The following is a 24,832-nucleotide window of genomic DNA, read 5'->3' as shown; positions in this document are numbered from 1 at the left end:
CCTGCTGTGGCACGGTGTTGATGACACACATGCCTATCATGTCGTCGTGCAGATGGCCGAATCGTTCTGTTCACCGCAGTGCTGGATGGAAAGAATTCATTATTCAGAATCACAACAACCCACTTCAACAATGAGTTCTCACCCTGCCCGTACCACCGATCCGTCCGACCTCGTCTATCGTCTGGAAGACAGGCCTCCCCTGGGCAACGCCCTGCTCAGCGCGATCACCCACCTGCTGGCCATCTTCGTGCCCATGATCACGCCGGCGCTGATCGTCGGACAGGCGCTGAGTCTGCCTGTGGAGATGACGGCCTATCTGGTGTCCATGGCCATGGTGGCGTCCGGCATCGGTACGTGGCTGCAGGTCAACCGTTTTGGACCGGTGGGTTCCGGCATGCTGTCCATCCAGTCGGTCAACTTTTCGTTCGTGACGGTGATGATTGCGCTGGGCACCGCCATGAAGGCGGACGGTCTCGACGAGCATGCCATGCTGTCCGCGCTGCTGGGCGTGTCCTTCGTGGGGGCGTTCCTGGTCTGTGCGTCGGCCTGGTTGCTGCCGTATCTGAAGCGTGTCATCACGCCAACCGTCAGTGGTGTGGTGGTCATGCTCATCGGTCTGAGCCTGATCCATGTGGGCATCACCGACTTCGGCGGTGGCTTTGTGGCCAAGGCCAATGGCAGCTTCGGTTCGATGGAGAACCTTGGACTGGCATCTCTGGTGCTGCTGATCGTGCTGTTCTTCAACTGCCTGAAGAATCCGCTGCTGCGCATGAGCGGCATTGCGGTGGGCCTGGTCATCGGCTACCTCATTGCGCTCTTCTGGGGCAAGGTTGATTTCTCGTCGTTGGACGGCTTGCCGCTGGTCACGATCCCGGTGCCCTTCAAGTATGGTTTCGCGTTCGATAGCCATGCCTTCGTGGTGGCGGGCGCCATCTACCTGCTCAGTGTCTTCGAGGCGGTGGGGGATCTCACCGCCACGGCCATGGTGTCGGGGCAGCCCATCGAAGGTGATGAGTACACGCGACGGCTGCGCGGCGGCGTTCTGGCCGACGGCCTCGTCTCCGTCATTGCCACCGCACTGGGGTCGCTGCCACTCACCACGTTCGCACAGAACAACGGCGTCATTCAGATGACGGGCGTGGCTTCGCGCCACGTGGGCAAGTACATCGCCGTCATCCTCGTGCTGCTCGGGCTGTTCCCGGTGGTGGGGCGGATCTTCACCACCATCCCGGCCCCCGTGCTGGGCGGGGCGATGGTGCTGATGTTCGGCCTCATCACCATTGCTGGTGTGCGCATCCTCATGACCAACGGTATCCGTCGGCGTGAGACCATCATTGCGGCCACCTCGGTGGGCCTGGGTCTGGGGGTTGCCTTCGAACCGGAAGTCTTCCAGCAGCTTCCCGTACTTTTCCAGAACTCCATCTCCGCCGGTGGCATCACGGCCGTGGTGCTCAACCTGCTGCTTCCGCTGGACCAGACCGAGAAGCCGGTCTTCCTCAGCGACGACCTGGAGTGATCCTTGCCCTCTCGATAGGAGAATCCATGAATGCCTACGTTGCCCCATCCTCCCAGCTGCACTCGGCGCGACCGCGGCAAGGCCGTCCCTTCCTTCGACACACCCGGCTGGCCCTGCTTGTTGCCAGTCTGCTAGTTGGAACGGCTGCATGGGCCGCCGGCCAGCACGGGCCTTCGGCCTCGATGGGCACCGCTCGCAAGAACGCCTCCCAACAGACCCGCCAGACCGACATGGATACCCTCGACCTTTCTCGCCTCACCCCCGTGTCCGGAAGCACCCGCGTCAATGGCAAGGCCGTGGCCTACAGGGCTTACGAGAACGTCGTCTACGTTCGCAACCCGGTCGATGCCGAGTACCAGAGCCTGAACATCTACGTGCCGGAAGCCTACTTCCAGGGTGGTGGGTATTCCGATGATCGTGACCGCTGATTCCGGCGATCGTGACCGGGCGGTTCCGGAGCCGTGGATTTGATGATTCCGGTATCGTGACCAGCGATTCCGGCATCGTGACCGCCGATTCCGGTGATCGTGACCGATGGTGTTCGAGTGTGTCGAGACAGCCCTGCTGTTCTCAACCTGCGCTACCGTTGGCGGCTTTGGAAGCCGCCAATGCCAGCGCCATCACTCGACACACAGATGATCAAAGCCATTCTCGAACACCGCCTCGTCAGAGGTGAATCGCTGGCGCGTTGTGCCCAGGCCCTTGGCGTTTCCAAGGGCGTCGTATCCAAGTACGTGACCCTGGCCCGTGCGCAGGGACTGGAGGACTGGTCGCTCATCGATTCGATGAGCGACGCAGAGCTGCATTCCCGCCTGCTTGCCGGACAGGACGAACGCTGCCCCTGCGTGCTGCCGGACTTTGCCCTGATGCACCGGGAACTCAGCCGCAAGGGCATGACCCTGATGCTGCTGTGGCAGGAGTACCAGGCCGAATACGTGGGCCAGCGTACGCTGCAGTACAGTCAGTTCTGCGAACGCTACCGGCAATACGTCAGGACGCTCAAGCGCTCGATGCGCCAGATCCATGTCGCCGGCGAGAAGCTGTTCGTGGACTTTGCCGGACCGACGCTGGCGCTGCGTGACGGCAGCAGGGCACACCTGTTCGTCGCGGCGCTGGGCGCCTCCCATTACACCTACGCACAGGCCACGCCCGGCCAGAAGACTGCTGACTGGATCAATGGCATGGTGGGAGCACTGCACTACATGGGTGGTGTCCCCGCCCTGATCGTGCCCGACAATCCCCGGGCGGTCATTGCCCGTGCCGATCGCTACGAACCCAGGGCAACCGACAGCATTCAGGACTTTGCCCGCCACTACGATTGTGCCGTCTTGCCGGCCCGGCCTCACAGTCCGCAGGACAAGGCCGTGGTGGAGTCGGCCGTTCAGGTGGTTGAGCGCTGGATTCTGGCCAGGCTGCGCCACGTACTGCCCAATGATCTGGGCAGCGCCAACCGGGCCATCGAACCGCTGCTGGAACAGCTCAACCACCGCCCCTTCCAGAAACTGCCGGGCAGCCGGGCCAGTGTCTTTGCCAGCCTCGATGCACCGGCCTTGCGCCCTTTGCCATCGGTTCGCTACGAATACGCTCGCTACAAGACCGTGCGGGTACACGTGGACTACCACGTCGAGATCGACCGGCACCGCTACAGCGTGCCCCATGTGCTGGTTGGACAGCGGCTCGATGCCCGCATCACCCAGCATGGCATCGAGCTGCTGCACGAGGGCAAACGGGTGGCCGCACACCTGAGAAGTCATCAGGCAGGCGGCTTTACCACCATCGAGGAGCACATGCCGGCCAGCCACCGTGCACATCGGCAATGGACACCGGAACGTCTGGTCGCGTGGGGTCGTGGTGTCGGCGAAAGCACGGCGCTGCTGATCGAGCGCATGCTGGCCCGATACAGGCACCCCGAGCATGGCTACCGCAGTGCGCTGGGTCTGCTGTCGCTGGCCAGACGCCACGGCCATGCCCGTCTGGAAGCGGCCTGCGAGCGCGCCCTGTCGCTGCAGATCCACACCTATCGCGCGGTACGCGACATCCTGCTCAACGGCAAGGAAAAAGCATTGCCGGCCCAACCGGGCAGGACATGGCAAAGCCCGGACCATGAGCACCTGCGCGGTGCACGGGCCTATCACTGACGCCAGGGAGGTGAATCATGACCCACAATCAAACCATTGCCCAGCTGCAGGAACTCCGACTTCAGGGCATGGCACAGGCGCTGCAGCGACAGCTCGAACAGCCCGCAAGCACAGAGTTGGGGTTCGAGCAGCGTCTGGCCCTGCTGGTTCAGCACGAGATCGACAGCCGCCACGACCGGCGCAGCGCCCGCCTGTTGAAGCAGGCCAGCCTGAAGTATGCCCAGGCCCACATCGAAGACTTCGACGCACGAGCCAGCCGGGGGCTGGAACGTGCCCGCTGGATGGCACTTGCCCTGAGTGACTGGGCAACGTCCGGCGCCACCATCATCCTGAGCGGGGCCACGGGGTGCGGCAAAACATGGCTTGCCTGCGCTCTCGGACAGTATGCCTGCCGCCAGGGACACAGTACGCGGTATCTGCGTCTGCCCAGGCTGGGCGAGGAGCTGGGCCTTGTACGGGCCACAGGCACCTACACCAGGTGGCTTGGCAAGCTGGCAAAGACGCAGGTCCTGATACTGGACGATTGGGGACTGGTGGCGCTGGACGCCCCCTGCCGGGAAGCGCTGATGGAGATCATCGATGACCGGGCCGGCAACAGGGCCACGCTGATCACCAGCCAGTTGCCCGTCGATCACTGGCATGCCTGGATCGATGAGCCGGCGGTGGCCGACGCGATGCTGGATCGTCTGCTGCCACAGGCGCAGCGGATCGTGCTCAAGGGGGAGTCACTGCGCGCTGCACGAACGAAGAAAACGCCTTCATCCGCCAACCAGAGCTGACGCTCTCCCGGAGGTACTGGGGGGGGCTGGAAGGCCCCCCGGATCAGGCAATCGTACAATTTGCCTGGCAGGCAATGTCTCTGACCACTCGACATCGGTCACGATGACCGGACTGCGCGGTCACGATGCCGGAATCGTCGGTCACGATCATCGGAATACGCAGGTGGCACCATCAATGGCTACACGGCCAGGACGGCGCCCATCTTCCTGCCCAATCAGGTGGGGGGCTACATGCCGGCCAAGCCCGGGGTGATGGGGCAGGCAGGTTTCGGCCCGCGCGACCCTGACCAGGCCGACGCCATGCAGACGGCGCTGGCACGGGGTCTGGTGGTCGTCTCGCCCGGTGCGCGAGGGCGTACCCAGGCCACCGGCAAGGCACCGGCCGCCATCGTTGACCTGAAGGCGGCGGTTCGCTACCTGAAGCACAACGATGCTGCCATGCCGGGCGATGCCAACCGGATCATCTCCAACGGGACCAGTGCCGGTGGCGCGCTGTCGGTCCTGCTGGGGGCCAGTGCCAACCGCCCGACTACGAGCCCTACCTGAAGGTATTGGGGGCCGCCGACGCGCCCGACGACATCTTTGCCGTCTCGGCCTACTGCCCGATTTCCATCCTGGAGCAGGCCGATGCCGCCTACGAATGGGAATTCAATGGCGTCGATGACTACGCCAGGATCGACATGCGTCAGATCGACTTCCATGTCAAGCGCAAGTTTGTGAAGGGAGTGCTCACTTCCGAACAGAAGAAGGTTTCAAGCCAGCTCAAGCCGCTGTTCACCGAATATGTGAATGCCCTGCACCTGCTCGGCCCGGATGGCCGCAAGCTCTCTCTGGATGCCCAGGGCAACGGCAGCTTCAAGACGCATGTGACGTCGTACCTGGCCGCCTCGGCCCAGAAGCAGCTGGATGCCGGCAAGGATCTGTCTGACCGTGGCTGGCTCACCCTCCAGGACGGCAAGGTGAAGGCCGTGGACTTTGCCGCCTTCGCACGCGCCGCAGGTCGCCAGAAGACGCCGCCCGCCTTTGACGGTCTGGCGCTGGACAATGGCGAGAATCAGGAGTTCGGAACCGACACGGTGGATGCCCGGCATTTCACCGCGTATTCGGCGGCGCACAGCACGGTGAAGGATGCCGGCGTGGCTGATGCCCAGACCGTCCGGCTGATGAACCCGATGAACTACATCGCCCATCGGCAGGCGGGGCCTCAGCACTGGCGCATCCGGGTGGGTACCGCCGACCGCGACACCTCCCACGCCATCGCCGTGATCCTGGCCACACGACTGCAGAACACGGGCAAGCAGGTGGACCTGTTCATGCCCTGGGACGTGCCGCACAGTGGCGACTACGACCTGGACGAGCTGTTTGGCTGGATTGACCGGACCGTGGCTGCAGGGAAGGGCGAACGCTGAACCTTTCAACAGGGGCCACGGATTCGTGGCCCGTACTACTGTCGGGGGTCTCCAGTCCGCCCGCACGCGTGTGCCCGGCAGAGATACCTGACCCATGAAAAAAGCCGGTCTCCGCAAAGGGACCAGCTTTCAACGGAGCCCGGCAGAGCCGGGCGAATGTGATGCCAATGCGCTGGGGGCATGACCCGCATTCTGCAGGGAGGCGAGCCTTGCCCGACGCGGATCAGGCCTTGTCCTGAGTGCGATTCTTCATCGGGAAGTTGTCCCGACGTGGCATGTGTGGCGTCGATACGAACAGCGTGGCGATGCAGGCAATCAGCAGCAGCAGGCCGGCGCAGGTCATTGCAGCGCCAGGATCATCGCCCAGCACGTGCTTGTAGATCCAGCCAAAGCTCACCGTCTGGAGCAGCATGGGGATCACGATCATCATGTTGATGATGCCCATGTAGACGCCATAGCGGCCCGACGGAATCTCGGCCACGGCGATCATGTAGGGCACGCCCAGCATGCTGGCCCAGCCAATGCCGAAGCCGATCATCGGCAGGAACAGCAGGAACTTGTTGCTGATGTGCGGGAACAGGCACAGCCCCAGGGACATCAGGGCCAGGGCAAAGGCATGCACCAGCTTGGCCTGGTACTTGCGGGCCAGGTACATCAGCACGAAGGCCGACAGGAAGGTGACGACGTTGTAGAAGCCGTTGACCAGCCCGGTCCAGGCCACTGCCTGCTCATACAGGTGCGCGGCAACTTTCGGATCGGTGGCTTCCGACCGGCCAAAGGCCGAGTCGGCAATGCTGTGCGACACGAACTGCCAGTAGACGAACATGGCGTACCACTGAAACATGTAGACCGCGCCCAGCTGCCACAGGGTCTTGGGCATTACCAGGATGGCTTCGTAGATCTCCTTGACGGCAGCGACCAGACCGTGGGGCTTGGCTTGGATTTCGGCCAACTCCTCGGGGGTGGGTTCGATTTCCGGGGTGGTCAGCACCGAGATCAGCACCGTGGCGATCGAGCAGAACGCACCGACGTAGAAGGATCCATACACCCAGACCGGCATGCCTTCATCGGTCACGGCGGTGAAATAGCGCTGGAAGAAATACAGCGACACGTTGGCCAGCGTGATGCCCAGGCCCGCGAAGAAGCTCTGCATCAGGAAGCCGGTGGCATGCTGCTCATCGGGCAGCTTGTCGGCGATGAACGCGCGATACGGCTCCATGGCGGTGTTGTTGCTAGCGTCCAGCAGCCACAGCAGTAGCACGGCCATCCACAGCTCGGTGACGTGCGGATACAGGAACAGGCAGACACTGCAACCGATCGCCCCCATCAGGAAGAACGGGCGCCGACGGCCCAGGCTGGGAATCCAGGTTCGGTCGCTGATGGCGCCGATGAGCGGCTGGATGATCAGGCCGGTCACCGGGCCGGCCAGGTTCAGGATCGGCAGCTGGTCGGGGTTGGCGTGCAGCATACTGAACACCGGGTTGATGGCGGTCTGCTGCAACCCGAAGCTGTATTGGATGCCGAAGAACCCGAAGTTCATCAGCAGTATCTGGCGAAATGTCATCACCACGCGATGGTCAATCTTCATGGGAGCGATCTTCCTCTGAAAGACGGCGCCGGGCCCCGGCGCCGGATGGACGCAACATCAGAACCAGGCTTCCACCTGGGCGCCGTAGGTCACAGCGCTGCGCTTGTTGGCGAACGAGGTCACGGCCGTGTTGCAGTCACGACCGGTGCAGGCCACGGGGCCGGCGTTTGCCGCCGCATCGTTCCACTTCGCGTAGGTGGCAAAGAGCCGCAGCGCAGGCCGCGCCATCACGCCCGGTCCCATCGAGAACTGCGTGCCCAGCGTCACCTTGGACAGCGTGCGGGTCGATTCTGAATCCTGCTTGACGCGCTGGTGGCTCAGCTCGGTGAACAGGCCCAGCACCTCGTTGATGTTGTAGAGCGGACGGGTGCCCACCCACATCTCGCGCATCTTCACGTCATTGACCTTGGCGTGGCGATAGCCCGCCGTGGAGGTGGCCGACCATTTGCTGTGCGCCGGTTCGTACAGCCAGTGGTCGAACAGCATCCATTCGCGGCGCTTGTCGGTGCTGCCACCCACGCCGTAGCCTTTCAGTAGGGCCGCGTCGTGCGCAAACTGCAGTACCAGCGAGTTCGTGCCGCCCAGGCCGAAGGCATTGGCCTGCTCGTGCGACAGCGTGAAGGCCGTGCCGTCGTTGCCCGCCTTGTTGTCGATGGTGCGGGTCTCGCGCACCACCACGTCCACGTTCGGCGTGGCCGGGTTGTTGTCCAGATCCACCGACTGCGTGGTGTCCACCGTGTAGGTACTGGTGCCTCCGCGGTTGCTGGCGCGCACCAAGTCCATGCCCACCGTCAGCTTGCCGCCCGGATTGACCCCGATCTCTTCCAGACGGAAGTCATGCACCGTGGCCGAACGCGAGCCGCCCCCGATCAGGTCGGGGTTGTAGCCGTTGAGGCCGTTGTTGACCCCAAAGCCGGTGAAGTCTCCCATCCGGAACATCGCATAGGCGAACTTGCCCGGCCCCAACGTCACGTTGTCCAGACCGAAACCCGGACCCTGACCTGGCTCCCAGTACGTGTAGTCCATCATGTGGACATCGGGGTTCTTGTAGAAGCGCTTGCCCACCCACAGGATCGCTCCGTCCAGGGCTCGCACGTCCAGCGACGAGCCGATGTCGCTGGCCGTCACGAACAGCTCGCGCAGCGCCGGCGTGCTCTGCTCCCAGTTGGCCATGCCCTGGGTTCCGTGCGACAGCGTGATCTTGGCGTCGAACTTGGTGCCCTTGACCTCTCCCAGGTACGACTTCAATTTCAGATCCACGTAGGAGTCGCATTCGTTGCCTAGACGGAAGAACGTCGCGGCGCCCGGCAGGCGGAAGCAGGCCTGCGAGCCGCCGTCGGAGGTGGTGCCGGCGCCGCTGCGAAGGTAGGCGCCGAACGAGAAGGTGGGGGCGGCCTCTTCGGCCGCGGCGGCGGTGCTCAGGCACGACATGGCCAGTACGATGCCCGTACCGGCAGCGGCCATCATCTGCGTCTTCTTCAAGAGAGCTCCTTTCTACTTCAGGTAAAAGGGTTGGAGGGAGAGAGCGGCAGCTGGCCAGAACAGGACGGACTCGCCCAGCCACCGCCCTGTGACTTGAATGTCGGACTTTGCATGACGAGGAACCCGGCATCCGGTCAGGGGGTCAGGCGTGAGCGGCCGATTCCGGCGCGCGGACCTCGAGCCAGAGCACCCCGTAAGGGGCCAGCGTCACGCCATCGCGCAGGCTGTATGAGCGGTCAGTCAGCAGGTCGCGTACCGGGTGACCGGGCATGGCCTGGAAGACCTGGGCCGGGCAGTGCTGCTCGAACTCGCTGTAGTTGGCCAGCACCAGCACCGTCTGCTGGGTGCTGCTGCGCGTGTAGCCCAGCACGGCCGGATTGCCTGCCCGGTAGCCGATCAGCTCGCCTCCGGCGAAGGCCGGTGTGTTGGCGCGGATGATGATCATGCTACGCAGGCCGGTGAAGATCTGGCCGGGCACCGTGTTGGGGTTGTTGCGCTGATCGTAGCGGGTCACGTCGCGGTGCGGGCGGTGGATCCAGCGGCTGTCGTCGGCCTCGTCGGGCGAGTCCAGGTAGCAGGGGTCGTTCAGCGTGCCCACCTCGTCGCCCAGGTAGATCAGCGGCAGGCCGCCGGTGCTCAGGATCACGCTGAACAGCAGCAGCATCCGCTGCACGGCCATCGGGTCACCCTGCTCCAGACCGGCCAGCGAGGCGAAGGTGCCGCTGACCCGGGCATCACCCGTGTCCGGATTCTCCTGGAACGGCACGCCGCGGGCGAAGCTGCCGGGGAAGCGGTTGTTGTAGAAGCGGTTCAGGAACTTGCGGTGGTCGTAGCCATTGATGCCGAACTGGGCGGCATCCTCGTCGGCAAAGGTCCAGCCGATGTCGTCGTGGCTGCGTACGTAGTTCACCCAGGCAGTGTTGTGAGGCAGGTGGTGCCACTTCTCCAGCGCCTGTTGCAGCAGGTTCACCTCGCGGGTGGCCAGCGAGTTCCACTGTAGCGCCATCTGCAGCGGGTTGTATGACAGCTGGCACTCTTCCGGCGAGATGTAGGACATCACCTCGGCCGGATGCACGATGGCTTCGGACTTGAAGAGCAGCGAGGGCGCTGCAATCCGGGCCAGCGCGTTGAAGGCACGGATCACGTTGTGCACCTCGGGCAGGCTCTCGCAGGGTGTGCCCGGCCGCTTCCAGACGAAAGCCACCGCGTCCAGACGCAGGATCTCGGCGCCCAGGTTGGCAATGGCCAGCATCTCGCCTGCCATGGCGTTGAACACCGCCGGATTGCTGTAGTTCAGGTCCCACTGGAACGTGTGGAAGGTCGTCCAGATCCAGCGACCGTCGGGCAGCTGCGAGAAGGCGCCCCGGTGCTCGTCCGGGAAGATCTCGCGCACCGTGCGCTCATAGATGTCGGGCTGGGTGCGGTCGGGGAACAGGAAATAGAAGTCCTTGTACCTGGGATCATCCTGGACCGCGGCCTGTGCCCAGGGGTGGTCGTTGGCCGTGTGGTTGAAGATGAAGTCCAGCACCAGGCTGATGCCTTCCTTGCGCAGCGCCTTGGCCAGCGCCCGCAGGTCCTCGATCGTGCCGATCTCGGGGTTCACGTCGCGGTAGCTGCTGACCGCATAGCCGCCGTCGCTCCTGCCCGGCGGCACCTTGAATGGGGGCATCAGGTGCAGATAGGAAAGCCCCAGCTCCTTGAAGTAGGGGATCTGCTCCTGCAGGTTCTTCAGGTTGCCCGCGAAGCGATCCACGTAGAGGACGCCGCCCACCACCTTCTCCGACTGGAACCAGGTGGGGGTCTTCTCCCGGGCCTCGTCCAGCGCCTTCATCTCCTTCGGGCGCTCGGACCAACCGGTCCAGGCCGTGTCGACCAGTGTGTCGAGCTGCTCCAGGAAGTCCGGGCGATGCCCGTAGAGTGGCTGCAGGTTGTCCAGCAGCGCCGGCAGATGGGTTCTCAGTCGATCCTCGAACTGCTGCCACTGAGCACCGGTGGCCTTGCGGCCCAGACGGTGCACCAGCGCATTGCGCACATGTTCGAAAGCCAGGGTATTTTGTTGGTCGAGTGTCAGCATGGCCGGCTCTTCTTGTCTGCGGGGGAGGGGATGCAGAGGACGTGATGCAGGCACGCGGCCCCCGCCGTGGCCGTGTTGCCGTGCCCGGTTGCCCGGTGCAGCCGGCAGGGTCACGAACCGGGCCTGCCCCGGAAATCCAGGGCTGACCCGGCAGGGCGGGCAGGGCGATGGCGTGCGGATGCGCCGGCTGGGCGCGTCTGCCGCAGGGCGGGATGTACAACGGAATGACCCGCCACAGCCCGTACCACCTTGCTGCGCGTGCGTTGCAATACGTCACATTGCCAAAATGTACTACGGACGGGGTCGTTGCAGTGCATGAAAACCTTGGGCCATGGGAGGAAACAGGGCCTTTGCGCAGGGCATTCGCGTGCGGGCTTGAGCCAGATCAGAACCCTGTGACGCGTCGCACGGTTCCGGCGCAGGCGGCAATGTCCGTTCATGCCTGCCCCGTGCTTGCGCCCGCATCCAACCCCGGTTTATACTCGCTCACTTTCGCAGGCTTGCGGCCAATCGAAGCCGCAGGTGTCAATAATCGCTTGAAGGGGGTCTCCGCATGGGGTCTCAGGCTGATATTTCCGGCGACGCCGGGAGTCAGGCTAGTTCCGCCTTTGGTCTTCTGGGCCGCAAGGTTGGAATGATGCGAATCTTTACAGATGAAGGTGAAAGCATTCCTGTCACCGTCATCGACGTTTCGGGCAACCGGGTTTCGCAGGTCAAAACCGTCGAAAACGACGGCTACACGGCTGTGCAGCTGGTCTATGGTGAGCGCCGCGCCTCGCGCGTGAATGCTGCCGAGGCCGGCCACTACGCCAAGGCAGGTGTGCAGGCCGGTACGGTCGCCGCCGAATTCCACGTCTCGCCCGAGCGCGCCGCCGAAGTGCCGGCTGGCACGGTTCTGGGTGCCGACCACTTCGTGGTGGGCCAGTACATCGACGTTCAGGGTACCTCGCAGGGCAAGGGCTTTGCCGGCACCATCAAACGTCACAACTTCGGTTCGCAGCGTGCCTCGCACGGCAACTCGCGGTCCCACAACGTGCCGGGTTCCATCGGCATGGCGCAGGATCCGGGTCGCGTGTTCCCCGGCAAGCGCATGGCTGGTCAAATGGGTAACGTCACCCGCACGGTCCAGAATCTGGTCGTCGAGCGCATCGACACCGATCGTGGCCTGCTGCTGGTTCGTGGCGCCGTGCCGGGTTCGGCTGGCGGCCATCTGGTCATCACCCCGTCGGTCAAGCGTCGTCTGAAGCCTGTCAAGGCTGGCGCCGCCGAAGCCAAGGGCAAGGCTTGAGAGAGGATCGTTCGAACATGGAACTCAATATCTTGAACGATCAGGGTCAGAAGGCTGGCGCCGTGCCGGTGGTTGACACCGTCTTCGGTACCGACTTCAACGAGCCGCTGATTCATCAGATCGTCGTTGCCTACCAGGCCAATGCCCGCAGTGGCAACCGTGCCCAGAAGGACCGCAGCGAAGTCCGTCACTCCACCAAAAAGCCCTGGCGCCAGAAAGGTACGGGTCGTGCCCGTGCCGGTATGACGTCCAGTCCGCTGTGGCGTGGAGGCGGCAAGATCTTCCCGAACAAACCGGACGAGAACTTCTCTCAGAAGGTCAACCGCAAGATGTACCGTGCCGGCATGCGTTCCATCCTGTCGCAGCTGGTGCGTGAAGAACGTCTGTCGGTGGTCGAGTCGCTGAAACTGGAAGCGCCCAAGACCAAACTGCTGGTCAGCAAGCTGAACGGCATGGGTCTGAAGTCGACGCTGATCCTGGTCGACGACGAAGATGAAAACCTGTACCTGGCAGCCCGCAACCTGCCGCACGTGCTGGTTCTCGAAACCCGCCATGTCGATCCGCTGTCGCTCGTGCACTACGACAGCGTGCTGGTGACCAAGCCGGCCCTGGCACAGATTCAGGAGATGCTGGGATGAGCCCGAATCGTCTGACACAAGTAGTGATCGCTCCGGTCATTTCCGAAAAGAGCACCCTGGTGGCCGAAAAGCAGAACCAGGTCGTGTTCCGGGTCATGCAGGACGCCACCAAGGCCGAAGTCAAGGCCGCCGTCGAGTCGCTGTTCAAGGTGACCGTCGAGGCCGTCAACATGGTCAACATCGCGGGCAAGCAGAAGCGCTTCGGCCGTGGTCTGGGTCGCCGGCGGAGCATCCGCAAGGCGTATGTGAGTCTGGCAGCGGGCCAGGAGATCAATTTCGCGGAGACCAAGTAAATGCCGGTCGTGAAACTGAAACCCACCTCGCCTGGTCGCCGGGCGATGGTCAAGGTCGTCACCCCGACCTTGCACAAGGGCGCCCCGGTTGCTTCGCTGATCGAGCCGAAAAAACGCGGTTCGGGTCGCAACAACCTGGGTCACATCACCACCCGCCATCGTGGGGGTGGTCACAAGCGCCACTACCGGATCGTCGACTTCCGTCGCAACAAGGACGGCATTCCCGCCCGCGTCGAGCGTCTGGAATACGATCCGAACCGCAGCGCGCATCTGGCCCTGCTGCTGTACGCAGACGGCGAGCGTCGCTACATTCTGGCCCCGCGTGGCGTGGCGGCCGGTGCCGAGCTGATGTCCGGTTCCGAAGCCCCGATCCGCGCCGGCAACGCCCTGCCCATCCGCAACATTCCGGTGGGGTCCACCATCCACAACATCGAGATGCAGCCCGGCAAGGGTGGCCAGATCGCCCGCTCGGCCGGCAATTCGGCCCAGCTGCTGGCGCGTGAGGGCACCTATGCCCAGGTCCGCCTGCGTTCGGGTGAAATCCGCCGCATCCATATCGAGTGCCGTGCAACCCTCGGCGAAGTCGGCAACGGCGAACACAGCCTGCGCCAGATCGGCAAGGCCGGCGCCACCCGCTGGCGCGGTATCCGTCCGACCGTTCGTGGCGTGGCCATGAACCCGATCGACCACCCGCACGGTGGTGGTGAAGGTCGCACGGGCGAAGGTCGTGTGCCGGTCAATCCGTGGGGCAAGCCGACCAAGGGCTATCGCACCCGTCGCAACAAGCGCAGCGATTCGATGATCGTTCAGCGGCGCAAGAAAAAATAACCGGTAATACGACATGGCACGTTCAATCAAGAAGGGTCCGTTTGTCGACCATCACTTGCTGGCAAAAGTCGATGCAGCTGCATCTGGCAAGGACAAGCGCCCAATCAAAACCTGGTCGCGTCGTTCGACGGTTCTGCCTGAATTCATCGGTCTGACCATCGCCGTGCACAACGGCAAGCAGCATGTTCCGGTGTTCATCAACGAGAACATGGTGGGTCACAAGCTGGGCGAATTCGCGCTGACCCGCACGTTCAAAGGGCACGCCGCCGACAAGAAGGCCAAGCGCTGATGCACGACGGGGCCGCACCGTCCCTGACGGCGGCGGCCCGGTCGCAGCTGGCCTGACAAGATCAAGGGAAAGTTGACGATGGAAACTCAAGCAGTCCTGCGCGGGGTCCGGATTTCTGCCCAGAAGGGTCGCCTGGTGGCTGACCAGGTGCGCGGAAAGTCGGTGGAAGCTGCGCTCAATATCCTGAATTTCTCGCCCAAGAAAGCGGCGAAGATTCTCAAGAAAGTGCTCGAATCGGCAATCGCCAACGCCGAGCACAACGATGGTGCTGACGTGGACGAACTCCGGGTGAGCCGGATTCACGTCGAGAAGGGCCAGTCGCTGCGCCGTTTTTCGGCGCGCGCCAAGGGTCGCGGCGTCCGCATCGAGAAACAAACCTGCCATATCTACCTGACGGTTGGTACCGGCAAAAAGGCCTGAGGAAGGACCGAGAACATGGGACAGAAAATCCACCCAACCGGATTCCGGCTTGCCGTCAGTCGCAACTGGGCTTCGCGTTGGTACGCAGGTAACAAAGAATTCGCTGGCATGCTCAAGGAAGACCTGCAGGTCCGCGAATTTCTCAAGAAGCGTCTGAAGAACGCCTCGGTCGGCCGCGTGCTGATCGAGCGTCCCGCCAAGAACGCCCGCATCACCATCTACTCGGCCCGTCCGGGTGTGGTGATCGGCAAGAAAGGCGAAGACATCGAACGTCTGAAGGTCGAGCTGACCAAAATGCTGGGCGTGCCCGTGCACGTCAACATCGAAGAGATTCGCAAGCCCGAACTCGATGCCCAGCTGATCGCCGACTCGATCACCCAGCAGCTCGAAAAGCGCATCATGTTCCGCCGCGCCATGAAACGCGCCATGCAGAACGCCATGCGTCTGGGCGCCCAGGGCATCAAGATCATGAGCGCCGGCCGTCTGAACGGTGCCGAGATCGCCCGTACCGAGTGGTACCGTGAAGGCCGTGTGCCCCTGCATACCCTGCGCGCCGACGTCGACTACGGCACCTCCGAAGCCCAGACCACCTACGGCATCATCGGTGTGAAGGTGTGGGTCTACAAGGGTGACACCCTCGGTCGTGGCGAAGCCCCCGAGACCACCGAGAAGGAAGCCGCCGGCAACGAACGCGAAGACCGTCGTGGCCGTCGTCCGGGCCGTCCCGGTGCCGCCCCTGGCCGTGGCCGTCGTCGTGACGCCGCCGGTGAAGGTGGCGAGGCCCGTGCACCCGGCCGTCGTGCGCCCCGCAAGGCCGCTGGCGAGGCAGCCCCCGCCGCAGCCGAAGACAAGGGCGACAACTGATGGGTCTGCCTGCGCAGTCCGATGAGTGAACACAGCTAAGGTAGAAGAATCATGTTGCAACCCTCCCGACGCAAATACCGGAAGGAACAGAAAGGCCGCAACACCGGCCTTGCCACCCGTGGCGCCACTGTTGCCTTCGGTGAATATGGTCTGAAGGCCACCGCCCGCGGTCGCCTGACGGCCCGCCAAATCGAATCGGCCCGTCGTGCCATGACCCGCCACATCAAGCGGGGCGGCCGCATCTGGATCCGGATCTTCCCGGACAAGCCGATTTCCCAGAAACCTGCGGAAGTCCGTATGGGTAACGGTAAAGGCAACCCCGAATACTGGGTTGCCGAAATCCAGCCCGGCAAGGTGCTCTACGAAATGGACGGCGTGAACGAAGCGCTGGCCCGTGAAGCCTTCGCCCTGGCTGCAGCCAAGCTGCCGTTGTCCACGGTTTTCGTCACCCGTCAGCCTGGCGTCTGACGCCAACACGGAGTCGAAATGAAAGCGACAGAACTGAGAACCAAGGACGTGGCAGGTCTGCAGCAGGAGTTGAGTGATCTGGGGCGCGCCCATTTCGCGCTGCGCATGCAGATCGCCACTCAGCAGAACAGCAATACGGCCCAACTGAAACGGCTCAAGCGCGACATCGCTCGTGTCATGACCGTCATCAAAGAGAAGCAGGTGGCAGCCAAATGAGTGAGCAACAAGCGGTGCAACCCACCACCAATACCCGCACCCTGACCGGCCGGGTCACCAGCAACAAGATGCAGAAGACCGTGACCGTTCTGGTCGAGCGCAAGGTCCGGCATCCGGTGTACGGCAAGTATGTGGTGCAGTCCAAGAAGTACCATGCCCACACGGAAGACTCGTTCAACGAGGGTGACGTCGTGGAAATCCAGGAAGGCAAACCGGTATCCCGCACCAAGTCCTGGTACGTGACCCGCCTGCTGACCGCCGCCAAGGTGGTCTGATACGGCGCGTTCGTTCGCCAAACCAGCGCCCGGCCCCGCCGGGCGTTGTCGCATCCGGAGGACGGCGTCGTCAGGGTGGCGCAGGGGGGTGTGTGGCGGTGTCCCGTACCCGCCATGCCTCACGTCCCTTGTCTGTGCTCTCACCTGTCCTGCCTCGTGTCCCCCGCTTGCGCGCTCGCCTGTCCTGCTTCAGGTCCACTGACTGCGCCCTCCTGGGGCAACAAATGTTCCGCGGCGGGTTGTAAACGCGCAAAAACTTTTCTATACTCCAAGTCTTCCAGCAATGCCCGTGGCGCCGTTTGTCACGGCATGGTGGGCATCAGTCTGTTGGGTGCGGTTGTGCAGCATCCAATGGGCGCCGACCGGTACCGGTTCATTCCGCCTGGCAGCAGCCGGGCACATGCGGATGCAGCGGGGCAGGTCGTTTCAATGAATTCAATCCGATCGGTTGCGCACCTGCACAATCGGTCAACGGAACCAAGACTGGTCTGCTGTGGGTCACAAAGCCATGGCGGGTCCAAGTTGGGCAAGTAATCGTCAGGATATTGCAATGATTCAGATGCAGTCGACGCTGAGCGTCGCCGACAACACGGGGGCGCGCGAGGTCATGTGTATCAAGGTGCTCGGTGGCAGCAAGCGCCGCTACGCCGGAATCGGTGACATCATCAAGGTCTCGGTCAAGGAAGCGCAACCCCGTGGTCGCGTGAAGAAAGGCGAGATCTACAACGCGGTCGTCGTGCGCACCGCCAAGGGCGTTCGCCGTCCCGATGGCTCCCTGCTGCGTTTCGATGGCAATGCCGCTGTGTTGCTCAACAGCAAGCTGGAGCCGATCGGCACCCGCATCTTCGGGCCCGTGACCCGCGAGCTGCGTACCGAGCGCTTCATGAAGATCGTCTCGCTGGCACCGGAAGTGCTCTGAGCTTGCCGGTCAACACAGGATTCAAGCCGAGGGCTGTTTAATCATGATGCAAAAGATTCGTAAGGGTGATGAAGTCATCGTCATCGCCGGGCGGGACAAGGGCAAGCGCGGTACCGTCACCCAGCGTGTGGATGACCGTCATCTTCTGATCGACGGTATCAACGTCGTCAAAAAGCACGTCAAGCCGAACCCCATGCGGGGCACCAGCGGCGGCGTGGTGGACAAGTCGATGCCCATCGACCAGTCCAACGTGATGCTGTTCAATCCGGCCTCCGGCAAGGGTGACCGGGTTGGATTCAAGGTTCTTGAGGATGGTCGCAAGGTTCGCGTCTTCAAGTCGAACGGCGAACAGGTTCCGGCCTGAGATCTGTCGGAACTGTAGACCCTAAAGGAAACATCGATGGCGCGTCTCTTAGAAACCTATCGTGACAAGCTCGTTCCCGAGCTGACCAAGCGATTCGGCTACAAATCCGTGATGGAAGTGCCGCGAATCACCAAGATCACGCTGAACATGGGCGTGGGTGAGGCGGTGGCCGACAAGAAAATCCTCGATAACGCAGTTGGCGACCTGACCAAGATCGCTGGCCAGAAACCGGTGGTCACCAAGGCCCGCAAGGCCATCGCCGGTTTCAAGATCCGCGAGGGTTATCCCATTGGCTGCATGGTCACCCTGCGTGGTGTTCGCATGTACGAATTCCTGGACCGTCTGATCACCGTGGCCCTGCCGCGCGTGCGTGACTTCCGGGGCGTGTCGGGCCGTTCCTTCGACGGTCGCGGCAACTACAACTTCGGTGTCAAGGAGCAGATCATGTTCCCTGAAATCGAGTACGACAAGGTTGACGCACTGCGTGGTCTGAACATCAGCATCACGACGACCGCAAAAACTGACGAGGAAGCCAAGGCGCTGCTGTCCGCTTTCCGGTTTCCGTTCCGCAACTGAGGTTGGCTGGCACTAGCCGAAAACCGAAGCTGACCTCCAGGGGTGATTGAATGGCAAAGGCATCCATGATCGAGCGCGAGAAAAAGCGCGAAGCACTGGTCAAGAAGTACGCCGCCAGGCGGGCCGCACTTCAGGCCATCATTGACGATCAGTCGAAATCGGACGAGGAGCGTTACCAGGCGCGTCTCGCCATCCAGAAACAACCGCGCGCAGCAAGCCCTACGCGCATGCGCAAGCGCTGTGCCCTGACCGGCCGTCCGCGTGGTGTGTTCCGCAAGTTCGGCCTGGGCCGCAACAAGCTGCGTGAATTCGCCATGCGGGGTGAAATCCCCGGTCTGACCAAGGCCAGCTGGTAACTGCGTCGGAGTGAAAGAAGTGATCAAGTTCGAATCGAATCTGGCCAAGGCTGGCAGCAAGCTGGCACTGGTCTGCTACGGGAGCGATTACCAATGAGCATGAGCGATCCGATCGCCGACATGTTCACGCGGATCCGCAACGCGCAGCGCGTCGAGAAGGAATCCGTCGTGATCCCGTCGTCCAAACTGAAGGTGGCCATCGCCCGCGTTCTGCAGGAAGAAGGCTACATCGAGGGCTTTGAAGTCCAGGAAAACGACGGCAAGCCGCTGCTGAAAGTGGCGCTGAAATACTATGCCGGCCGCCCGGTCATTGAACGTCTGGAACGTGTGTCCCGTCCAGGTCTGCGCATCTACAAGGCGCGCAACGACCTGCCGCAGGTGATGAACGGTCTGGGTGTTGCCATCATCACCACCTCGCAGGGCGTGATGACCGACCGCAAGGCCCGCCAGACCGGTATCGGCGGCGAAGTGCTGGGTTACGTCGCGTAAGGAGGCCACAACATGTCCCGTATCGGAAAGATGCCGATCCCCGTGCCCAAGGGTGCGGAGGTCAAGGTGGCCGCCGGCAGCATTACCGTCAAGGGCCCGCTGGGCACGCTGACGCAGGCGATCAACCCCAATGCCACCATCGCCCAGGAGGGTGAGCAGCTGGTGGTCAAGCCCGCCAATGACTCGGCTGAAGCCAATGCCATGTCGGGCACCCTGCGCGCGCTGGTGGCCAACATGGTCCACGGCGTCACCAAAGGTTTCGAGCGTCGTCTGACCCTCGTCGGCGTGGGCTTCCGTGCCCAGGCCCAGGGCAGCAACCTCAACCTGTCGCTGGGTTTCTCGCACCCCGTCGTGCACAAGCTTCCGGAAGGCGTCAAGGCTGAAACGCCGAGCCAGACCGAGATCGTGCTCAAAGGGGCCGACAAGCAGAAGGTTGGTCAGGTGGCCGCTAACATCCGCGCCTACCGTCCGCCCGAGCCTTACAAGGGCAAGGGCGTGAGGTACTCGGACGAAAGGGTCACGTTGAAGGAAACCAAGAAGAAGTAAGGGCACGAGAGGGTGATCTCCTGCGGGCAAGGACGCGGTTCCGGCCGGCAGCGGGCAGATCACCCGGGTGCAAGGAACAGACATGGCAATTGACAAAAAGGCATCGCGACTGCGTCGCTCGCGTCAGACGCGGCACAAGATCAACGAGTTGCGCGTCAACCGTCTGGCCGTTTTCCGCAGCAACGCTCACATCTACGCCAACATCATCTCCCCCGAGGGTGATCGCGTGCTGGTCTCGGCCTCCACGGTCGAAGCGGATGTGCGCGCCCAGCTGGCCGGCAAAACGGGCCGTGGCGGCAACGCCGACGCTGCCGCCATCGTGGGCAAGCGCGTTGCAGAAAAGGCACTGAAAGCTGGTATCGAATCGGTTGCGTTCGATCGTTCTGGCTATCGCTATCACGGACGGGTCCGCGCGCTGGCTGAGGCCGCTCGCGAGGCTGGACTGAAGTTCTAAGGACGGAAAACGAATGGCAAAGGTTCAGGCACGTGGCCCGCAGCGCGGGGCCGATGAGCGTGATGACGGTCTGAAGGAAAAAATGATCGGCATCAACCGCGTCACCAAGGTGGTCAAAGGCGGCCGGATTCTCGGTTTCGCCGCCCTGGTGGTGGTTGGTGACGGTGATGGTCGCGTTGGCATGGGCAAGGGCAAGGCACGCGAGGTGCCGGTTGCCGTCCAGAAGGCTATGGACGAAGCCCGCCGCAAGATGTTCAAGGTGCCCCTGCGCAGTGGCACGGTTCCCCACGTGGTCGAAGGCCGTCACGGCGCTTCCCGTGTGTATATCGCCCCGGCTGCCGATGGTACCGGTGTGATCGCGGGTGGTCCGATGCGTGCCGTCTTCGAAGTTCTGGGCGTGACCAACGTCGTGGCCAAGAGCCATGGCTCCAGCAACCCGTACAACATGGTTCGTGCAACGCTGGACGCCTTCCGTAATTTGTCGACCCCGGCCGAAATCGCTGCCAAGCGCGGCAAGACGGTCGAGGAAATCTTGGGTTGAGCGTCTGCGCCTGACGCGGACGTTCAGTCTGGAGAGACTTGATGAGCAACGAACAGAAGAAAACGGTCAAAGTGAAGCTGGTCCGCAGCCCCAGCCGTACGGTTGGCGGGCATCGCGACACAGTTCTCGGCCTTGGCCTGAAGCGGATGAATCAGGTCCGCGAACTGGAAGATACGCCCGCGGTGCGCGGCATGATCACCAAGGTGGCATACCTGGTCAAGGTGGTGGATTGATATGCGACTCAATGACTTGAAACCCGCAGCGGGCGCGACCCACGCTGCAAAACGTGTCGGTCGCGGCATTGGTTCCGGCCTGGGCAAGACGGCCGGCCGTGGTCACAAGGGCCAGAAATCCCGCGCCGGCGGTTTCCACAAGGTTGGCTTCGAAGGCGGCCAGATGCCGCTGCAGCGTCGCCTGCCCAAACGCGGCTTCAAATCGCTGCAGGCCGGTCGCGTTGGCGAGGTCCGCCTGTCCGACCTGCAACGTCTGGAAGCCACCGAAATCGACCTGTCCACGCTGAAGGCTGCCGGTCTGGTGTCGCAGCTGGCCCTGTCGGCCAAGGTCATCCTGGCAGGCGAGCTGAAGCGCAAGGTGACGCTGGTCGGCGTCGGTGCCACCAAAGGTGCCCGCAGCGCCATCGAAGCTGCCGGCGGCAGCGTGCAGGATCCTGTCGCAACCCAGTCGGCCTGAATCCATGGCAACCAATCGGTCAGTGCAGGCTCGTGAAGCCAACAAGTACGGCGATCTGAAGCGCCGTCTTGTCTTTCTGGTGCTGGCGCTGGTGGTTTTCCGCATCGGCACCCACATCCCGGTGCCCGGTATCAATCCGGACGCCCTGTCCGACCTGTTCAACAGTGAGCAGGGCGGCGCACTGGGTCTGTTCAACCTGTTCTCCGGTGGCGCGCTGAAGCGCTTCTCGGTGTTCGCGCTCGGGATCATGCCGTACATCTCGGCATCGATCATCATGCAGCTGCTGACGGTCGTCGTGCCGGCGCTGGAACAGATCAAGAAGGAAGGTGAGGCCGGCCGGCGCATCATCACGAAGTACACGCGCTGGTTCACGCTGGGTCTGGCCACGTTCCAGGCGCTGGGCATCTCGCTGGCGCTGGAGTCGCAGGCCAACCTGGTGACCGATCCCGGTTTCATGTTCCGTCTGGTGTCCGTCATCTCGCTGGTCACCGGAACCATGTTCCTGATGTGGCTGGGTGAGCAGATCACCGAGCGGGGGCTGGGCAACGGCATCTCGCTGATCATCTTCTCTGGTATCGTGTCGGGTCTGCCCGGTGCGGTGGCCGGCATGGGTGAGCTGGTCAGCAACGGCAACATGAACCCCGTGGCCGCGCTGATCATCATGGCGCTCGTCGTGCTGGTGACTGCCTTCGTTGTCTTCGTCGAACGGGGGCAGCGCAAGATCACCATCAACTACGCCAAGCGTCAGGTCGGCAACAAGATCTATCAGGGGCAGACTTCGTATCTGCCGCTGAAGCTCAACATGGCCGGCGTGATTCCGCCCATCTTCGCCAGCTCGATCATCCTGTTCCCGGCTACGGCCGCCCAGTGGTTCACTTCGGGCGACAGCGAGAACGCGGCGGTTCGCGCCATCCGCGATCTGGCGGCCGTGCTTTCCCCGGGGCAGCCGGTGTACATGGTGCTCTACGCCGTGGCCATCATCTTCTTCTGCTTCTTCTACACGGCCCTGCAGTACAACAGCCGTGACACAGCCGAGAACCTGAAGAAGAGCGGTGCCATGCTTCCCGGCATTCGCCCGGGCGAGCAGACGGCAAAGTACATCGACAAGGTGCTGATGCGCCTGACCGGTGTCGGAGCCCTTTACATCACGCTGGTCTGCCTGCTGCCCGAGTTCCTCATTCTCGAATGGAACGTCCCGTTCTACTTCGGGGGTACGTCGCTCCTCATCATCGTGGTGGTGACGATGGACTTCATGGCCCAGGTTCAGACGCACCTGATGTCCAACCAGTACGAAAGCCTGCTGAAGAAAGCCAACTTCAAGGGCATGGGTACGATGGGTCGCTGACAGCACACGCAACGGGAAAACAATGTCGAAGGAAGATGTCATCCAGATGCAGGGCGAGGTGTTGGAGAACCTTCCCAACGCCACGTTCCGGGTCAAGCTGGAGAATGGTCATGTGGTACTTGGCCACATTTCCGGGAAGATGCGGATGCACTACATCCGCATCCTGCCTGGAGACAAGGTGACGGTGGAGCTTACACCGTACGATCTTTCCAGGGCGCGTATCGTCTTTCGCGCGAAATAAGACGGAAAGTTCGCCGTGGCCTGGCGCTGCGGTGCATAGAGGTTATCAGGACGGGTTAAACTCCCGTCTGCAAGCAAGGGACAGATCATGAAAGTCATGGCCAGTGTCAAGAAAATGTGCCGGAACTGCAAAATCATCCGGCGCAACGGAATTGTCCGCGTTATTTGCGCCGATCCCCGGCACAAACAGCGTCAGGGTTGAGAGAGGAATCTGAAACATGGCACGTATTGCTGGAGTCAACGTTCCGGATCGTCAGCACACCGTCATCGGTCTGACGGCCATTTACGGCATCGGCCGGGCCCGTGCCCAGGCCATCTGCGCCGCCGTGGGTGTCGAGCCTTCCAAGAAGGTCCGCGACCTGAGCGACGCCGAAATGGAACGCATCCGTGAACAGGTTGGCCGCTTCGTCGTCGAAGGCGACCTGCGCCGGGAAGTCTCGATGTCGATCAAGCGTCTGATGGACCTGGGCTGCTACCGTGGTCTGCGCCATCGGCGTGGTCTGCCGGTCCGGGGACAGCGTACCCGCACCAACGCACGTACCCGCAAGGGCCCGACCAAGGCCGGCGTGGCATTGAAGAAGTAACTGGAGCCTGAGCAGAGATGGCACGTAATCCTACAGCGCAGCAGGTTGCCGCTTCCCAGCGCGCCCGCAAGAAAGTCAAGAAGAACGTATCCGACGGCATCGCGCACGTCCACGCGTCCTTCAACAACACGATCATCACGATCACCGACCGTCAGGGCAACACCCTGTCGTGGGCTACTTCGGGTGGCGCCGGTTTCCGTGGTTCGCGCAAGTCCACCCCGTTTGCGGCCCAGGTCGCTGCCGAAGCGGCTGGCCGCGTGGCCGTGGAGTACGGCATCAAGAACCTGGATGTCCGGATCAAGGGCCCCGGCCCCGGCCGTGACTCCTCCGTGCGCGCCCTGAACGCGCTGGGCATCAAGATCCTGTCGATCTCGGATGTGACGCCGGTGCCGCACAACGGCTGCCGTCCGCCGAAGAAACGTCGTATCTGATCAACTGAAGACCACCTTGTTCGACCGGCGGGCCACAGGGCCTGCGGCGGACTAACCGCGGCAAGAGCCGCGCAGCAACAAAGGAACGTAAAGTGGCACGTTATACCGGACCGAAGGCGAAACTGTCTCGCCGCGAAGGCACCGATCTTTTCCTGAAGAGCGCCCGTCGCTCGCTCGACTCCAAATCGAAGGCTGACACCAAGCCTGGCCAGCATGGTCGCACCAGCGGCCAGCGCACCAGCGATTATGGTCTGCAGCTCCGCGAGAAGCAGAAGGTCAAACGGATGTACGGCGTTCTCGAACGCCAGTTCCGTCGCTATTTTGCCGAAGCCTCGCGCAAGCGCGGCAACACCGGCGAACTGCTGCTGTCGCTGCTGGAATCCCGTCTCGACAACGTCGTCTATCGCATGGGCCTGGCGTCGACCCGTGCCGAAGCCCGTCAGCTGGTCTCGCACCGTGCCATTCTGGTCAACGGTTCGATCCTGAACGTGCCCTCCGCGCACATCAAGCCGAACGACGTCATCTCCGTCAAGGAATCCGCCAAAAAGCAGGCCCGCATCGAAGACGCCCTGAATCTGGCCGAGCAGCATGGTTTCCCGTCGTGGGTCTCCGTGGACAAGAACAAGAAGGAAGGGGTGTTCAAATCCCTGCCGGATCGTTCCGAGATCGCCGGTGACATCAATGAAAGCCTGATCGTCGAGCTGTACTCGCGCTGATCGGGTCAAGTGAGGT

General features: G+C 62.7%; 35 protein-coding genes. 32 read left to right on the top strand and 3 right to left on the bottom strand.

Annotation, left to right across the window (positions count from 1 at the left end; genetic code table 11):
* Positions 1 to 130 precede the first annotated feature (130 nt).
* From EHV23_RS08945 to EHV23_RS08920, 6 genes are all read left to right on the top strand, one after another.
* On the top strand, positions 131 to 1,516 hold the full coding sequence (locus EHV23_RS08945) for a nucleobase:cation symporter-2 family protein (RefSeq protein WP_125095773.1): 1,386 nt from the start codon (positions 131 to 133) through the stop codon (positions 1,514 to 1,516).
* Between the two features lie 26 nt (positions 1,517 to 1,542).
* A complete protein-coding gene (locus EHV23_RS08940) occupies positions 1,543 to 1,944 on the top strand; it encodes a hypothetical protein (RefSeq protein ID WP_125095772.1) in 402 nt (133 codons plus the stop codon).
* Positions 1,945 to 2,124: 180 nt separating this feature from the next.
* Positions 2,125 to 3,654 (top strand): IS21 family transposase, encoded by a 1,530-nt coding sequence (istA, locus tag EHV23_RS08935; protein ID WP_125095771.1) that lies wholly within the window; start codon positions 2,125 to 2,127, stop codon positions 3,652 to 3,654.
* 17 nt (positions 3,655 to 3,671) lie between these two features.
* Positions 3,672 to 4,433 (top strand): IS21-like element helper ATPase IstB, encoded by a 762-nt coding sequence (istB, locus tag EHV23_RS08930; RefSeq protein WP_125094144.1) that lies wholly within the window; start codon positions 3,672 to 3,674, stop codon positions 4,431 to 4,433.
* A 231-nt stretch (positions 4,434 to 4,664) separates the two neighbouring features.
* Positions 4,665 to 4,979, top strand: a complete 315-nt coding sequence (locus EHV23_RS08925) for an alpha/beta hydrolase fold domain-containing protein (protein WP_125095770.1) — start codon at positions 4,665 to 4,667, stop codon at positions 4,977 to 4,979.
* Between the two features lie 5 nt (positions 4,980 to 4,984).
* A complete protein-coding gene (locus EHV23_RS08920; protein ID WP_238990401.1) occupies positions 4,985 to 5,842 on the top strand; it encodes a subtype B tannase in 858 nt (285 codons plus the stop codon).
* Positions 5,843 to 6,065: 223 nt separating this feature from the next.
* Here the strand turns inward: EHV23_RS08920 and EHV23_RS08915 are convergent, their stop codons facing one another.
* The 3 genes from EHV23_RS08915 to EHV23_RS08905 all read right to left on the bottom strand — a co-directional run bounded on the left by EHV23_RS08915 (position 6,066) and on the right by EHV23_RS08905 (position 10,986).
* Positions 6,066 to 7,430, bottom strand: coding sequence for an MFS transporter (locus tag EHV23_RS08915; protein ID WP_125095769.1), 1,365 nt, complete (start codon positions 7,428 to 7,430; stop codon positions 6,066 to 6,068).
* A 57-nt stretch (positions 7,431 to 7,487) separates the two neighbouring features.
* Positions 7,488 to 8,912 (bottom strand): maltoporin, encoded by a 1,425-nt coding sequence (locus EHV23_RS08910; protein WP_125095768.1) that lies wholly within the window; start codon positions 8,910 to 8,912, stop codon positions 7,488 to 7,490.
* A gap of 142 nt (positions 8,913 to 9,054) precedes the next feature.
* A complete protein-coding gene (locus EHV23_RS08905) occupies positions 9,055 to 10,986 on the bottom strand; it encodes an alpha-amylase family glycosyl hydrolase (protein ID WP_125095767.1) in 1,932 nt (643 codons plus the stop codon).
* Positions 10,987 to 11,557: 571 nt separating this feature from the next.
* Between EHV23_RS08905 and rplC the strand changes: the two genes are divergently transcribed.
* From rplC to rpsD, 26 genes are all read left to right on the top strand, one after another.
* Complete coding sequence (rplC, locus tag EHV23_RS08900; protein ID WP_420813067.1) at positions 11,558 to 12,274, top strand: 50S ribosomal protein L3; 717 nt, start codon at positions 11,558 to 11,560, stop codon at positions 12,272 to 12,274.
* Positions 12,275 to 12,291: 17 nt separating this feature from the next.
* Complete coding sequence (rplD, locus tag EHV23_RS08895) at positions 12,292 to 12,912, top strand: 50S ribosomal protein L4 (RefSeq protein WP_125095765.1); 621 nt, start codon at positions 12,292 to 12,294, stop codon at positions 12,910 to 12,912.
* On the top strand, positions 12,909 to 13,205 hold the full coding sequence (rplW, locus tag EHV23_RS08890; protein ID WP_125095764.1) for a 50S ribosomal protein L23: 297 nt from the start codon (positions 12,909 to 12,911) through the stop codon (positions 13,203 to 13,205). Before rplD ends, rplW begins: the two co-directional genes overlap by 4 nt.
* On the top strand, positions 13,206 to 14,033 hold the full coding sequence (gene rplB, locus EHV23_RS08885; RefSeq protein ID WP_125095763.1) for a 50S ribosomal protein L2: 828 nt from the start codon (positions 13,206 to 13,208) through the stop codon (positions 14,031 to 14,033).
* A 13-nt stretch (positions 14,034 to 14,046) separates the two neighbouring features.
* The gene (rpsS, locus tag EHV23_RS08880; RefSeq protein WP_125095762.1) at positions 14,047 to 14,322 is read left to right on the top strand and encodes a 30S ribosomal protein S19; all 276 of its coding nucleotides are present in this window, start codon (positions 14,047 to 14,049) and stop codon (positions 14,320 to 14,322) included.
* 78 nt (positions 14,323 to 14,400) lie between these two features.
* Complete coding sequence (gene rplV / locus EHV23_RS08875) at positions 14,401 to 14,742, top strand: 50S ribosomal protein L22 (RefSeq protein WP_125095761.1); 342 nt, start codon at positions 14,401 to 14,403, stop codon at positions 14,740 to 14,742.
* 15 nt (positions 14,743 to 14,757) lie between these two features.
* On the top strand, positions 14,758 to 15,606 hold the full coding sequence (rpsC, locus tag EHV23_RS08870; RefSeq protein ID WP_125095760.1) for a 30S ribosomal protein S3: 849 nt from the start codon (positions 14,758 to 14,760) through the stop codon (positions 15,604 to 15,606).
* Between the two features lie 51 nt (positions 15,607 to 15,657).
* Positions 15,658 to 16,074 carry a 50S ribosomal protein L16 gene (gene rplP, locus EHV23_RS08865; RefSeq protein WP_125095759.1) on the top strand — a complete coding sequence of 139 codons (417 nt, stop codon included), beginning with the start codon at positions 15,658 to 15,660 and terminating at the stop codon, positions 16,072 to 16,074.
* Positions 16,075 to 16,092: 18 nt separating this feature from the next.
* Positions 16,093 to 16,290 carry a 50S ribosomal protein L29 gene (gene rpmC / locus EHV23_RS08860; RefSeq protein WP_125095758.1) on the top strand — a complete coding sequence of 66 codons (198 nt, stop codon included), beginning with the start codon at positions 16,093 to 16,095 and terminating at the stop codon, positions 16,288 to 16,290.
* Positions 16,287 to 16,565, top strand: coding sequence for a 30S ribosomal protein S17 (gene rpsQ, locus EHV23_RS08855; protein ID WP_125095757.1), 279 nt, complete (start codon positions 16,287 to 16,289; stop codon positions 16,563 to 16,565). Before rpmC ends, rpsQ begins: the two co-directional genes overlap by 4 nt.
* Before the next feature lie 550 nt (positions 16,566 to 17,115).
* Entirely contained in the window at positions 17,116 to 17,484 is a 369-nt protein-coding gene (gene rplN, locus EHV23_RS08850; protein ID WP_005674255.1) for a 50S ribosomal protein L14, read from the top strand.
* 46 nt (positions 17,485 to 17,530) lie between these two features.
* The gene (gene rplX / locus EHV23_RS08845; protein WP_125096780.1) at positions 17,531 to 17,848 is read left to right on the top strand and encodes a 50S ribosomal protein L24; all 318 of its coding nucleotides are present in this window, start codon (positions 17,531 to 17,533) and stop codon (positions 17,846 to 17,848) included.
* Between the two features lie 36 nt (positions 17,849 to 17,884).
* Positions 17,885 to 18,424 (top strand): 50S ribosomal protein L5, encoded by a 540-nt coding sequence (gene rplE / locus EHV23_RS08840; protein ID WP_125095756.1) that lies wholly within the window; start codon positions 17,885 to 17,887, stop codon positions 18,422 to 18,424.
* A 50-nt stretch (positions 18,425 to 18,474) separates the two neighbouring features.
* A complete protein-coding gene (rpsN, locus tag EHV23_RS08835) occupies positions 18,475 to 18,780 on the top strand; it encodes a 30S ribosomal protein S14 (RefSeq protein ID WP_125095755.1) in 306 nt (101 codons plus the stop codon).
* A gap of 93 nt (positions 18,781 to 18,873) precedes the next feature.
* The gene (rpsH, locus tag EHV23_RS08830) at positions 18,874 to 19,269 is read left to right on the top strand and encodes a 30S ribosomal protein S8 (RefSeq protein WP_125095754.1); all 396 of its coding nucleotides are present in this window, start codon (positions 18,874 to 18,876) and stop codon (positions 19,267 to 19,269) included.
* Between the two features lie 12 nt (positions 19,270 to 19,281).
* On the top strand, positions 19,282 to 19,815 hold the full coding sequence (gene rplF, locus EHV23_RS08825; RefSeq protein WP_125095753.1) for a 50S ribosomal protein L6: 534 nt from the start codon (positions 19,282 to 19,284) through the stop codon (positions 19,813 to 19,815).
* 88 nt (positions 19,816 to 19,903) lie between these two features.
* Entirely contained in the window at positions 19,904 to 20,269 is a 366-nt protein-coding gene (gene rplR, locus EHV23_RS08820; protein WP_125096779.1) for a 50S ribosomal protein L18, read from the top strand.
* A gap of 13 nt (positions 20,270 to 20,282) precedes the next feature.
* Positions 20,283 to 20,810, top strand: coding sequence for a 30S ribosomal protein S5 (rpsE, locus tag EHV23_RS08815; protein WP_125095752.1), 528 nt, complete (start codon positions 20,283 to 20,285; stop codon positions 20,808 to 20,810).
* A gap of 41 nt (positions 20,811 to 20,851) precedes the next feature.
* A complete protein-coding gene (gene rpmD / locus EHV23_RS08810) occupies positions 20,852 to 21,043 on the top strand; it encodes a 50S ribosomal protein L30 (RefSeq protein WP_005674245.1) in 192 nt (63 codons plus the stop codon).
* Between the two features lies 1 nt (position 21,044).
* Positions 21,045 to 21,500: a 50S ribosomal protein L15 gene (gene rplO / locus EHV23_RS08805; RefSeq protein WP_125095751.1), complete on the top strand. Its 456-nt coding sequence runs from the start codon at positions 21,045 to 21,047 to the stop codon at positions 21,498 to 21,500.
* A 4-nt stretch (positions 21,501 to 21,504) separates the two neighbouring features.
* Complete coding sequence (gene secY / locus EHV23_RS08800; RefSeq protein ID WP_125095750.1) at positions 21,505 to 22,845, top strand: preprotein translocase subunit SecY; 1,341 nt, start codon at positions 21,505 to 21,507, stop codon at positions 22,843 to 22,845.
* Between the two features lie 22 nt (positions 22,846 to 22,867).
* Positions 22,868 to 23,086 (top strand): translation initiation factor IF-1, encoded by a 219-nt coding sequence (infA, locus tag EHV23_RS08795; RefSeq protein ID WP_005674242.1) that lies wholly within the window; start codon positions 22,868 to 22,870, stop codon positions 23,084 to 23,086.
* A gap of 87 nt (positions 23,087 to 23,173) precedes the next feature.
* On the top strand, positions 23,174 to 23,287 hold the full coding sequence (gene rpmJ / locus EHV23_RS08790) for a 50S ribosomal protein L36 (protein ID WP_125095749.1): 114 nt from the start codon (positions 23,174 to 23,176) through the stop codon (positions 23,285 to 23,287).
* A gap of 16 nt (positions 23,288 to 23,303) precedes the next feature.
* Entirely contained in the window at positions 23,304 to 23,669 is a 366-nt protein-coding gene (rpsM, locus tag EHV23_RS08785) for a 30S ribosomal protein S13 (RefSeq protein ID WP_125095748.1), read from the top strand.
* 17 nt (positions 23,670 to 23,686) lie between these two features.
* Positions 23,687 to 24,100: a 30S ribosomal protein S11 gene (gene rpsK, locus EHV23_RS08780; RefSeq protein ID WP_125095747.1), complete on the top strand. Its 414-nt coding sequence runs from the start codon at positions 23,687 to 23,689 to the stop codon at positions 24,098 to 24,100.
* 92 nt (positions 24,101 to 24,192) lie between these two features.
* The gene (rpsD, locus tag EHV23_RS08775; protein ID WP_125095746.1) at positions 24,193 to 24,816 is read left to right on the top strand and encodes a 30S ribosomal protein S4; all 624 of its coding nucleotides are present in this window, start codon (positions 24,193 to 24,195) and stop codon (positions 24,814 to 24,816) included.
* Positions 24,817 to 24,832 lie beyond the last annotated feature (16 nt).

This window comes from Lautropia dentalis, assembly GCF_003892345.1.
In the GTDB taxonomy this organism is placed as follows: domain Bacteria; phylum Pseudomonadota; class Gammaproteobacteria; order Burkholderiales; family Burkholderiaceae_E; genus Lautropia; species Lautropia dentalis.
Note: the sequence above shows the minus strand (reverse complement) of the source record. Positions and strands in the feature narration are given on the sequence as shown.